The sequence below is a fragment of the Amycolatopsis silviterrae genome (assembly GCF_042684085.1).
GTDB classification, from domain to species: Bacteria; Actinomycetota; Actinomycetes; order Mycobacteriales; family Pseudonocardiaceae; genus Amycolatopsis; species Amycolatopsis silviterrae.
In genome coordinates, this window is sequence record NZ_JBHUKS010000009.1 from 18191 (window position 1) to 29349 (window position 11159).

The 11159-nt window shown below is 71.6% G+C and carries 11 protein-coding genes; 6 read left to right on the top strand and 5 right to left on the bottom strand.

Features of this window, described 5'->3' with window-relative positions; genetic code table 11:
• The first annotated feature begins 4 nt into the window (after positions 1-4).
• Positions 5-1075: a nicotinate-nucleotide--dimethylbenzimidazole phosphoribosyltransferase gene (gene cobT, locus ACFSVL_RS14555; protein ID WP_378304330.1), complete on the top strand. Its 1071-nt coding sequence runs from the start codon at positions 5-7 to the stop codon at positions 1073-1075.
• A gap of 66 nt (positions 1076-1141) precedes the next feature.
• Here cobT and ACFSVL_RS14560 read toward each other — a convergent pair whose 3' ends face one another.
• Positions 1142-2245, bottom strand: coding sequence for a branched-chain amino acid aminotransferase (locus ACFSVL_RS14560; protein ID WP_378304332.1), 1104 nt, complete (start codon positions 2243-2245; stop codon positions 1142-1144).
• A 96-nt stretch (positions 2246-2341) separates the two neighbouring features.
• On the opposite strand from ACFSVL_RS14560, the gene ACFSVL_RS14565 reads away from it, so the two are divergent.
• Positions 2342-2644 carry a hypothetical protein gene (locus ACFSVL_RS14565; protein ID WP_378304334.1) on the top strand — a complete coding sequence of 101 codons (303 nt, stop codon included), beginning with the start codon at positions 2342-2344 and terminating at the stop codon, positions 2642-2644.
• Between the two features lie 12 nt (positions 2645-2656).
• On the opposite strand, the gene ACFSVL_RS14570 is transcribed toward ACFSVL_RS14565, so the two are convergent.
• Both ACFSVL_RS14570 and ACFSVL_RS14575 read right to left on the bottom strand, forming a co-directional pair.
• Entirely contained in the window at positions 2657-3283 is a 627-nt protein-coding gene (locus ACFSVL_RS14570; protein WP_378304336.1) for a DUF402 domain-containing protein, read from the bottom strand.
• Complete coding sequence (locus ACFSVL_RS14575; protein ID WP_378304338.1) at positions 3276-4133, bottom strand: sulfatase; 858 nt, start codon at positions 4131-4133, stop codon at positions 3276-3278. The genes ACFSVL_RS14570 and ACFSVL_RS14575 overlap by 8 nt, the downstream gene beginning before the upstream one ends.
• 102 nt (positions 4134-4235) lie before the next feature.
• Here ACFSVL_RS14575 and ACFSVL_RS14580 point away from each other — a divergent pair, with 102 nt between their 5' ends.
• Positions 4236-5738, top strand: coding sequence for a leucyl aminopeptidase (locus ACFSVL_RS14580; RefSeq protein ID WP_378304339.1), 1503 nt, complete (start codon positions 4236-4238; stop codon positions 5736-5738).
• A 94-nt stretch (positions 5739-5832) separates the two neighbouring features.
• Here ACFSVL_RS14580 and ACFSVL_RS14585 read toward each other — a convergent pair whose 3' ends face one another.
• A complete protein-coding gene (locus ACFSVL_RS14585) occupies positions 5833-6315 on the bottom strand; it encodes a hypothetical protein (protein ID WP_378304341.1) in 483 nt (160 codons plus the stop codon).
• 94 nt (positions 6316-6409) lie between these two features.
• Here ACFSVL_RS14585 and ACFSVL_RS14590 point away from each other — a divergent pair, with 94 nt between their 5' ends.
• Positions 6410-7393: an SMI1/KNR4 family protein gene (locus tag ACFSVL_RS14590; RefSeq protein ID WP_378304343.1), complete on the top strand. Its 984-nt coding sequence runs from the start codon at positions 6410-6412 to the stop codon at positions 7391-7393.
• Between the two features lies 1 nt (position 7394).
• Here ACFSVL_RS14590 and ACFSVL_RS14595 read toward each other — a convergent pair whose 3' ends face one another.
• On the bottom strand, positions 7395-7742 hold the full coding sequence (locus tag ACFSVL_RS14595) for an oxidoreductase (protein WP_378304344.1): 348 nt from the start codon (positions 7740-7742) through the stop codon (positions 7395-7397).
• A gap of 193 nt (positions 7743-7935) precedes the next feature.
• Here ACFSVL_RS14595 and lpdA point away from each other — a divergent pair, with 193 nt between their 5' ends.
• Both lpdA and sucB read left to right on the top strand, forming a co-directional pair.
• Positions 7936-9309, top strand: a complete 1374-nt coding sequence (lpdA, locus tag ACFSVL_RS14600; RefSeq protein WP_378304346.1) for a dihydrolipoyl dehydrogenase — start codon at positions 7936-7938, stop codon at positions 9307-9309.
• 55 nt (positions 9310-9364) lie between these two features.
• Positions 9365-11146, top strand: a complete 1782-nt coding sequence (gene sucB / locus ACFSVL_RS14605) for a 2-oxoglutarate dehydrogenase, E2 component, dihydrolipoamide succinyltransferase (protein ID WP_378304348.1) — start codon at positions 9365-9367, stop codon at positions 11144-11146.
• Positions 11147-11159: the final 13 nt, after the last annotated feature.

Below are 11159 nucleotides of genomic sequence, written 5' to 3' on the forward strand. Positions count from 1 at the left end.
GGCTGTGGACACCGGCGAAACGGGCATCGAGTTCGGCGAGATCGAACCGCCGAGCGACCAGGCCCGTTCGGGCGCGATCGCGCTGCACGACAAGCTCGTCAAGCCCGCCGGCTCGCTCGGGCGGCTGGAGGAGCTGGGCGTCTGGATCTCCTCGTGCCAGGGCCAGGCCCCGCCGCGGCCGTTCACCCGGCCGCGCGTCGTCGTGTTCGCCGGCGACCACGGCATCGCGGCGAAGGGCGTTTCGGCGTATCCGCGCGAGGTCACGTCGCAGCTCGTCGGGACCATGCTGACCGGCGGCGCGGCGATCAACGTGCTCGCCGCGGCGGCGGGCGCGGGCGTGCGCGTGGTCGACATGGCGGTGGACACCGAGGAATCCGCGATGCGGTCGATCGGCGAGTTCAAGGTGCGCCGCGGTTCCGGCTCGATCGACGTCGAGGACGCGCTCACCGACGCCGAGGTGCGCGCCGCGGTGGCCGCCGGCCGGAAGATCGCCGACGCCGAGGTCGACGGCGGCGCGGACCTGCTGATCGCGGGCGACCTGGGCATCGGCAACAGCACCCCGGCGTCGGTGCTGGTCGCGGCGCTGACTGGCAGCGAGCCGGTCGCCGTGGTCGGCCGGGGTTCGGGCATCGACGACAACACCTGGATGCGCAAGGCCGCCGCGGTGCGCGACGCGCTGCGCCGGGCCCGCGCGGTGCTGGCCGACCCGCTCGCGCTGCTGCGGACGTCCTCGGGTGCCGACATCGCCGCGATGACGGGCTTCCTCGCGCAGGCAGCGGTCCGCCGCACGCCGGTGGTGCTCGACGGGCTGGTGGTCTGTTCCGCCGCGCTCGTCGCCGAGGAACTCGCGTCGGGTGCGCGGCGCTGGTGGATGTCCGGTCAGCTGACCGGCGAGCCCGCGCACGCGCTCGCCCTGGAACACCTGGACCTCGGCGCGCTGCTCGACCTCGACGTCCGCCTCGGCGAAGGCACCGGCGCGGTCACCGCGTTGCCGCTGCTGATGATGGCCAGCCGGGTGCTCGCCGAAATGACCACGCACGAGCAATCCGGCGTCTCCGGCCCGCTCTCGTCCTGAAAGCCGTGAGGGGAACCCTGAGGGAATCAGATTCCCCCAGGGTTCCCCTCACGGACAGCCAGAACGTCAGCTGAGCGGCACCATCCAGCCAGCCGGGGCCGGGCGGGTGCCTTCCTGGATCCCGACGAGCTGCTCGCGCAGGCTCATCGTGACCGGGCCCGGCTGCCCGCCGGAGATCGAGAACTCGCCGCCGCCGTGCTTCACGTGCCCGACCGGCGTGATGACCGCCGCCGTGCCGCACGCGAACACCTCGGTCAGCTCGCCCGAGGCGGCCGCCTTCTCCCATTCGTCGGTGGAGATCCGGCGCTCCTCGACCTTGTGCCCGGCGTCCTTCGCCAGCTGCAGCAACGACTTCCGGGTGACGCCCGGCAGCAGCGAGCCGGTCAGCTCCGGCGTGACCACGCGGACGTCGTCGCCCGAGCCGAAGACGAAGAACAGGTTCATCCCGCCCATCTCCTCGACCCAGCGGCGCTCCACCGCGTCCAGCCACACCACCTGGTCACAGCCCTTTTCGACGGCCTGCGCCTGCGCCACGAAGGACGCCGCGTAGTTGCCGGCGCACTTCGCCGCGCCGGTGCCGCCGGGGGCCGCGCGCACGTATTCCGTGGACAGCCACACGCTGACCGGCTTCACGCCGCCGCTGAAGTACGAGCCGGCCGGCGAGGCGATGACGGCGAAGACGTACTCCGACGCCGGGCTGTTCACGCCGAGCCCGGAGGAGGTGGAGATCATGAACGGGCGCAGGTACAGCGAATCGCCCTCGCGGGTCGGCACCCAGCGCTCGTCCACCGTGATCAGCTCGCGGAGCGAGTCGACGAAGGTCTCCACCGGCAGCTGCGGCATCGCCAGCCGCTCGGCGGACTCCCGGAACCGCTGCGCGTTGGCGTCCGGCCGGAACGCGGCGATCGTGCCGTCCGGCTGCCGGTAGGCCTTGAGGCCCTCGAAGATGGCCTGCCCGTAGTGCAGCACGGACGTGGCCGGGTCGAGGGTGAACGGCTCGTACGGGCCGACCTTGGCGTCGTGCCAGCCCTTTTCGGTGCTGTAGCGGACGGTGACCATGTGGTCGGTGAAGTGCGTGCCGAACCCCGGCTTGGCAAGTACCTCGGCGACGCGTTCAGCACTCGCGGGGCTCGGGTTCGGAACGTGAGTGAACTGCGTCGCTGTCGTCATGCTTAGACAATAACGCTTGGTCGGACGCACGTTAGTCGGATGTCCTGCGTTTTCACTCGGCGCACCGCCCCGCGCTCGCTGCGTCACCCCACTACGATGGACGGCGTGAGCACTCAACCAGCGCGCCAGGCCGGGCCGGGAGCCGGGCCGGACGTCAAGACCTTCGGCACCGCCGCCCTGCTGACCTTCGGCGCCGGGATGCTCGGCATGGTCGGCTGGGGCCTGCTTTCGAGCGGGTTCGGCTTCTTCCTCGGCCTGATCGCCGCCGGGTTCGGCATCTACTGGTGGAAGAACCTGCACGGCAAGGTCATCGCCAAGAACCTGCCCGCCAAATCGGTGGTGATCCTGCTCGTCGTCGACATCGTGCTGTTCGTCGCGCTGGTCCTGCTGGCGCAGTAGGCCAGCAGCAGGTCAGCAGAGCCCGGCGGGCAGCTCCAGAGCGGCCCAGGCCGGGTCCGGGCGGAAATCGGTGTGCGTGCCGTCGAACGGGAACGCGCCCTGATCCGCCAGCGCACCCATCCGTTCGCCCTCCGCGCGCAGCTGGCCGAGTTCGGCGGCAGTCAGCCGTCCTGCCTCGACGGCCGCCTCCGCTTCGTCCTCGTCCTTCCACTTCCAGCCCGCGCCGGGCGTCACGACCAGGTCGAGGATGCCGTCGATCCGGTCCGGGCCGGTTCCGGTGCGCCCGCGCGGCACTTCGAGGTTCACGTACCAGTCGCGGAACCGCCCGTCCGCCTCGAAGAACCACCACACCGACGACCAGGAGCCGTCGGGGATCAGCCGCAGCGTCGAGGTGCCGTGCCAGATGTCCGGCACGCGCACCCGCGGCTCTCGAAACCGTTGCTCCAGCGGGGCTTCGCGCAGGCTTCGGCCGTCGGCGAGCCTGCTGCCGACGATCGGCGTGCCGAGCGGAAGCCAGCCGAGCAGCGTCTCGCCGTCGTCGGAGATCACGCGCAGCGGATGATGCTGGCCGATGCTGCCGTCCGGGCGGACGAAACGTTCGACGACCGTCTGTCCCGGCGCCCAGCGGTGCTCAGTCATGGCCGCCACGGTAGCGGCGGGCCCGCACCCGCAGCAGCACTTCGAGCACCGCGCCGAGCCCGGCCGCGAGCAGCACCGCGGACACCGGAACGAAGGCCGCGGCGACCGCGGCCAGCAGCGCGCCCGCCGCGACCGGAGCCCCGCCGGACGGCGCAAACCGCTGTCGCGCCCCGACGAAAGTCGTGAATGCGGCGGGAAGAGTCGCCAGCACTGCGATCACCGTGAGCAACGGCTGAAGCTGTCCGGCGTCCGCGGCGGAGAGCAGGTCCCGCATCGCCGTCCCGGACAATCCGAGCCGAACCGGACCCAGCTGGTAGAGCGTGACCGCGGTGACGACGACCGCGACCAGACCGGGAACGAGCGCACGCGCGGTGTTCCGCTCCCCCGGTTCCGGAATCAGGAACGGCAGCAGGAACAACGCCGCCACGACGATCGCGGCCGCGTCCGGAGTCCCGATTCCGCCCGTTTGCGACACCGGAGCGACCGCGAGACACATCGCCACCAGCACCGCCCCGGCGGCCAGCAGCACGCCCAGTACCCACTTGACCAGCAGATGCGGCAACCGGAGCCCAGCGAAATCCGCTGCGGCGACGAACACCACGAGCGCGGCCGCGGCGTATCCAGGCTGCAGCGGGAACACGTACGCGCCGAAGGCCTGCGCGAGCACGACGATCTGCGCCAGCCGGGATAATCCGCCGACGATCCGGGCAGCCGGATCGCCGCCGAGCGCGGGCAGCCGGGAGGCGCCGGCCGCGGCCAGCGCGGCGAGCACGACCGCGCCGAGAACCCAGTACCCGGCGCCCGCGGCACCGGCCGCCAGCGTCACCAGGAGTGCTCCCGCGAGCCGCACCGCGATCCCCCTTCCCCCATCCGGATGGCTTTGTCATTAGCATGGCTCACGATCGACCGGGCAGATCGCCCGGCACCACCGCGACGCCGCGAGGAGCCAGAAGTGACCGTGCCGAAGCTTGCCCTCTCCGAGAACACGGATGCGGCATTGGGCAAGACCCGCGCCGACGTCCTCGTGATCGGCACTCTCCAGGGCGAGGACGGCCTCGCGCTCGCTGCCGGCGCGGAGGTCGCCGACGCGGCGTTCGACGGCAAGCTCGCCGAGGTGCTGAGCACCCTCGGCGCGACCGGCAAGGCCGAGGAGATCGTGAAGCTGCCGACGCTGGGCAAGCTGCCCGCGGGCGTCGTGCTGGCCGTCGGCCTCGGCAAGCAGAAGGACGGCGAAGTCACCGCCGAGCAGGTGCGCCGCGCGGCCGGTGCCGCCGCCCGCGCGCTGAGCGGCACCGAGCGGGCGTTCGTCACGCTGTCCGCGGTCGACCTGCACGCCGCCGCCGAGGGCATCGCGCTGGGCGCGTACGTCTTCACCGAGTACCGCTCGGAGAAGGGCGAAGCCCCGCTGGCGAAGGCCGACCTGGTCAGCCCGGCCGAGGGCGCCGCGCGCGACCACAAGGCCACGCTGAAGGCGGCGACCTTCATCGCCGAATCGGTGATCATCGCCCGCGACCTGATCAACACCCCGCCGAACGACCTGTTCCCGGCGTCCTTCGCCGACCGCGCGAAGAAGCTCGCCGACGCGAACGGCCTCGAGTTCGAGGTCCTCGACGAGAAGGTCCTCAAGCGCAAGGGCTTCGGCGGCATCCTCGGCGTCGGCGGCGGTTCGTCGCGGCCGCCGCGCCTGCTGCGGCTCAGCTGGAAGCCGGCGAAGGCGCGCAAGAAGGTCGCGCTGGTCGGCAAGGGCATCACCTTCGACTCCGGCGGCATCTCGCTCAAGCCCGCCGCGAACATGGACAACATGACCTCCGACATGTCGGGCGCGGCCGCCGTGCTCGCGTCGGTCGTGCTCGCCGCGAAGCTGAAGTACCCGCTCGAGGTCACCGCGCACATCCCGCTGGCGGAGAACCTGCCCTCGGCCACGTCCTACCGTCCCGGCGACGTCCTCACCATGTACGGCGGCAAGACCGTCGAGGTGCTCAACACCGACGCCGAGGGCCGGCTGGTGCTGGCCGACGCGATCGTGCGCGCCGCCGAGGAGAACCCGGACTACCTGATCGAGACCGCCACGCTGACCGGCGCGCAGCTGGTCGCGCTCGGCAACCGGATCTCCGGCGTGATGGGCTCGGACGAGTTCCGCGACCGCGTCGCGGGCATCATGCAGGCCACCGGCGAAGGCGGCTGGGCGATGCCGCTGCCCGACGAACTGCGCGGCGACCTCGACTCGCGCCTCGCCGACCTCGCGAACGTCACCGGCACGCGCTGGGCGGGCATGCTCGTCGCGGGCGTGTTCCTGCGCGAGTTCGTGCCCGCGGACCTGCCGTGGGTGCACCTCGACGTCGCGGGCCCGGCCTTCAACTCCGGCGGCCCCTGGGGCTACACCGGCAAGGGCGGCACCGGCGTCCCGGTCCGCACCATCGCCGCGGTGCTGGCGGACATCGCCGAGCAGGGCTGACCCCGAGGCCGCCCCAATGCCACATTGGGTGCATCCCACGCACCCAATGTGGCGTTCGGTGCGTCACATGCACCCAATGCCACATTGGGGCGGTTCAGGCGGTTCCGTCCGGCCACACGCACGGCGAGGTCGCGATCACGAACAACTCGCCGTCGCTGTTGGCCTTGAGCGTCATCCGGAACGCATCGCCGGTGTTCTCGACCCAGAGAAACTCATGCGGCGGAGTGTTGTCGAGGACACGGAAGCCGTGGCTTTGCCACCACGCGCGCAGTGCGTCGAAGTAGCTGGGGATCCGGTCCGCCGGAAGGCCCCGGACTTGATAGCTCCGGCTGGCGATCACGCGCCCCTTGGCGCCGTTGTCGCTCGGGTCGGAGCAGTCGCCGTGCTCCTCCGACGCGTAAAGGTCGTACTTGGCGTTCGCCGGCAGTGCTTCGCGCACCTTGACGGCGTATTCCTCGACTCGCCGATTGGCCTCGGCCGCGGTGGTCGTCGGCTGTCCTCCCCCGTCGCCGCAAGCAGCACTGGCCGCCAGGACGGCCACGCACATGGTCGTCAGTGCTGTCGAGCGAGCGCGCATGTACTAGCCCCTTCCGCGGATAGCCAAAATATCCAGCCCGCCCAGACCCGGCACCCTCAACTGGTGTGCCCCGGCATGTGGCACGCTCGCGATCATGCAGCGCGACGACTACCTGGAAACCGCCGTCCGCGACGTGCTCACCGCTGACGAGCCCGCCGTCGACCGCCGGATCGGGCACGCCGCGCTCCTCCTCGCCACCGCGGGCGCGTCGACCGCCGCGGATCGGCTCGTCGAGCAATGGCACGCGGTGACCGGCCGCCCGGCTTCCGTACTCGCCGAGGACGCCGTGCGGGCCCGCGCCTGGGCGATGCTCTTCGAAGCACGCGGCAACCGTCCACAATGGGCAGACGCCCTGGTTCCCCTCGACCTGGACGCCGAAGAACAAGCCCACCAAGCACTTCTCGCCCGTCGAGCGTCCGATTTGGACGGTCTCTTCGACGGTTCGCCCGTCGCCGGCGTGGTCTCCGCGCTCGCCCCGGAACGGCCCGACCCGGTCCGCGACGCACTGGCCGCCGCCGACCTCGAAGCGTGGGCCGCGCAAACAGCGAACCACCCGAACCCGGACGTGGCGACACTCGCCGCCACCCGTCCGCTCGCCGCGCGGCTGGTCGCGGGCGCGGACCCGCTCGGCCTCGGCACGGAATGGCCGGACCAGTGCGCGGGCGCGCTGATCGCCGCGTTGCGCGAACGCCATCCGACCGGCCCGGGCACGCTGCCGGAGCTGGTCGCCGCGATCCTGCGCCTGCGCGGGCAGCGCGCCCCCGCTCCGGCGGAAGCCGCCGACCTGGCCGCCGCCGAACAACGGCTCGGCGTCCGCCTTCCCGACGACTACCGGGAGTTCCTGGCGATCGCCGACGGGCTGCCCGCGGACGTGGTGTTCCCGCGCCTGCTGTCCGCCCGCGAACTCCGCGCCGACGGAGCCGTCGTGATCGTCTCCGATCCCGCGACGGTCCTGCTCACCCACACCGGCGACGACTGGCGAACGGTCGAAGTCGACCTCGCCTACGGCAGCACCGCGCACGACTCGTTCCGCGCGCTGCTCGAACACCACCGCCGGCTACTGGAAGCCAGTGCCTGACTCAGCTTCCCGGGCGGCGCTTCTGCCGTTCGGTGTAGTCCCGCATGCGCTGCGGGTAACCGACGCGCGAGACCTCGTACACCGGGATCGTGTTCTTGTGCCCGAATCGCTGCGCGGCGTCGAGGCTGCCGATCCGCCGGCGGGTCCATTCGCCGTCGTGCGCGACGAGCACCACAGTGGTGTCGGTCACCGTGGTCTTCGGCTCGACGAAGGCTTCCACTCCGCGTCGTTCGGCGGCCCATTCTTGCAGGTAGCGGGTGTCGGCCGAGCCCGGGGAGCGGCCTGCTCCCGCGGACCCGCCGCGTCTGCCGCGGCGGCGCAACGAGTCGAAGATCCCCACTTCGACCACCTTTCTTCCGGCGAAAGTCCGGACTCCATTATTCCCGGTCGCGCGTGTGGCCGGTGTCGCACCGCCGCCTTGGCCCGGCTAGGTCGCAACACCGATCGGCGTAGTGACAAGATGGCTGTTGTCGCGCGCGCGTTTATACCGGGTGCCGCGGCGACCGAAGCTTCACCCCTATCGCTGCCGAGGAGTTATTGAAGTGAGCGACACCTCCGCCGACCTCGTGATCCTGGGAGGCGGATCGGGCGGCTACGCCGCGGCCTTCCGCGCGGCCGAGCTGGGCCTTTCCGTCACGCTGATCGAGAAGGACAAGCTGGGCGGGACCTGCCTCCACCGGGGCTGCATCCCGACCAAGGCCCTGCTGCACGCCGCCGAGGTCGCCGACGAGGCCCGCGACGCCGAGACGTTCGGCGTCAAGGCCGTGTTCGAGGGCATCGACATCGCGGGGGTGAACAAGTACAAGGACGGGATCGTCTCCCGGCTGTACAAGGGCCTCCAGGGCCTGGCCAAGGCGCACAAGGTCAACCTGGTCGAGGGCACCGGCCGGTTCGTCGGCGGCACGACCGTCGAGGTCGACGGCACCCGCTACACCGGCAAGAACGTCATCCTCGCCACCGGTTCGTACTCGCGCACCCTGCCCGGCCTCGAACTGGGCGGCCGCATCATCGCGAGCGAGCAGGCGCTGACGCTGGACTACGTGCCGAAGAAGGTCGTCGTGCTCGGCGGCGGCGTCATCGGCGTGGAGTTCGCCAGCGTGTGGGCCTCCTTCGGGGTCGACGTCACCGTGGTCGAGGCGCTCCCGCGGCTGGTCCCGAACGAGGACGAGTACGCCTCCAAGCAGCTCGAGCGCGCGTTCCGCCGCCGCAAGATCGGCTTCAAGACCGGCGTCCGGTTCACCGGCGCGAAGCAGGACGACAACGGCGTCAGCGTGTCGCTGGAGTCCGGCGAGACGCTGGAAGCCGACCTGCTGCTGGTCGCCGTCGGCCGCGGCCCGAACTCGGCGGGCCACGGCTACGAGGAAGCGGGCGTCAAGATCGACCGCGGCTTCGTGCTCACCGACGACCGGCTCCGCACCAACCTGCCCAACGTGTACGCGGTCGGCGACATCGTGCCGGGCCTGCAGCTCGCGCACCGCGGCTTCCAGCAGGGCATCTTCGTGGCCGAGGAGATCGCCGGCCTGAACCCGCGCGTCATCGACGAGCGCGGCATCCCGCGCGTCACCTACTCGCACCCCGAGGTCGCCTCCGTGGGCCTCACCGAGGCGCAGGCCAAGGAGAAGTACGGCTCGGACGTCACCACGTTCACCTACGACCTCGGCGGCAACGGCAAGAGCCAGATCCTCAAGACCTCCGGCGGCGTGAAGCTGGTGAAGGCGCCGGACGGCCCCGTCGTCGGCGTGCACATGGTCGGCGACCGGGTCGGCGAGCTGATCGGCGAAGCGCAGCTGATCTACAGCTGGGAGGCGTTCCCGGAGGACGTCGCCCCGCTGATCCACGCGCACCCCACGCAGACCGAGGCACTCGGCGAAGCGTTCCTCGCCCTCGCGGGCAAGCCGCTGCACGTGCACAGCTGACGCGCAACCAGCACAATCCAGACCACGTCTTAGCGATCAAGGGAGCCAGCGAACAATGGCCTACTCCGTCACGCTGCCGGAGCTCGGCGAGAGCGTCACCGAGGGCACCGTCACCCGGTGGTTGAAGCAGGAGGGCGACACCGTCGAGGTCGACGAGCCGTTGCTCGAGATCTCGACCGACAAGGTCGACACCGAAGTACCGTCGCCGGTCGCCGGCACGGTCGTGAAGATCAGCGCCAAGGAAGACGACACCGTCGAGGTCGGCGGCGAACTGGCGGTGATCGACGACGGCACCGGCGGCGTGCCCGAGTCCTCCGCTCCGGCCCAGCAGGCCGAGCCGGAGCCCGAGCCCGCCCCGCAGCAGCAGGAAGCCCCTGCCGCGGCCGCCCCCGCCGAGCCCGCCCCGTCGCAGCCGGACACCGCTCCGGCCGCGGGCGGTTCCGGCACCGAGGTGAAGCTGCCCGAACTGGGCGAGAGCGTCACCGAGGGCACCGTCACCCGCTGGCTGAAGCAGGTCGGCGAGTCGGTCGAGGTCGACGAGCCGCTGCTCGAGATCTCCACGGACAAGGTCGACACCGAGGTCCCGTCGCCGGTCGCCGGCACCGTGCTGGAGATCCGCGCGGGCGAGGACGAGACCGTCGAGGTCGGCGGGGTGCTCGCGATCATCGGCGATGCGAACGCCGCCCCGGCCGCGGCTCCGGCAGCCCCGGCTCCGGCTCCGGCGCAGGAGTCCAAGCCCGCTCCGGCCCCGGCTCCGGTGCAGGAAAGCAAGCCCGCCCCGGCCCCCGCGCCCGCCGCTCCGGCTCCCGCGGCCCCGGCCCCGGCAGCTCCGGCTCCGGCCGCGCAGGCCGAGGCTCCGGCAGAGTCCGCAGACGGCCCGTACGTCACGCCGCTGGTGCGCAAGCTCGCCTCCGAGCACGGGATCGACCTCGCGTCGCTGACCGGCAGCGGAGTCGGCGGCCGCATCCGCAAGCAGGACGTGCTCGCCGCCGCCGAGGCCAAGCAGAAGGCGGCCCCGGCCCCTGCCGCTGCCGCCCCGGCCGCCGCCGCTCCGGCCGCTCCGGCCGCTCCGGCCGCGCCGCGCGCCGCCGCGGTTTCGCCGGAGGTCGCCGCCCTGCGCGGCACCGTGCAGAAGGCGAGCCGGATCCGGCAGATCACCGCCACCAAGACCCGCGAGTCGCTGCAGGTCTCCGCGCAGCTCACGCAGGTGCACGAGGTGGACGTCACCAAGATCGCCAAGCTGCGCCAGCGCGCGAAGGGGGCGTTCAAGGAGCGCGAGGGCGTCAACCTCACGTTCCTGCCGTTCTTCGCCAAGGCGACGGTCGAGGCGCTCAAGCAGCACCCGAACGTCAACGCGTCCTACAACGAGGACACGAAGGAGATCACCTACCACGGCGCCGTGCACCTGGGCATCGCGGTGGACACCGAGCGCGGCCTGCTCTCGGTCGTGATCCACGACGCGGGCGAGCTGAGCCTCGCCGGTCTCGCGCACCGCATCGCCGACCTGGCGGCGCGGGCCCGGGCCAACAAGATCAAGCCGGACGAGCTGATCGGCGGCACCTTCACCGTCACGAACATCGGCTCCAACGGGGCCCTGTTCGACACGCCGATCATCGTGCAGCCGCAGTCCGGCATGCTCGGCACCGGCGCGGTCGTGAAGCGCCCGGTCGTGGTGAGCGACGCCGAGGGCAACGACACCATCGCGGTCCGCTCGATGGCGTACCTGCCGCTGACCTACGACCACCGCCTGGTCGACGGCGCGGACGCCGGCCGCTTCCTGACCACGATCAAGCAGCGGCTGGAAGAGGGCAACTTCGAGGACGAGCTGGGTCTCTGATCCGGTAGCCCCT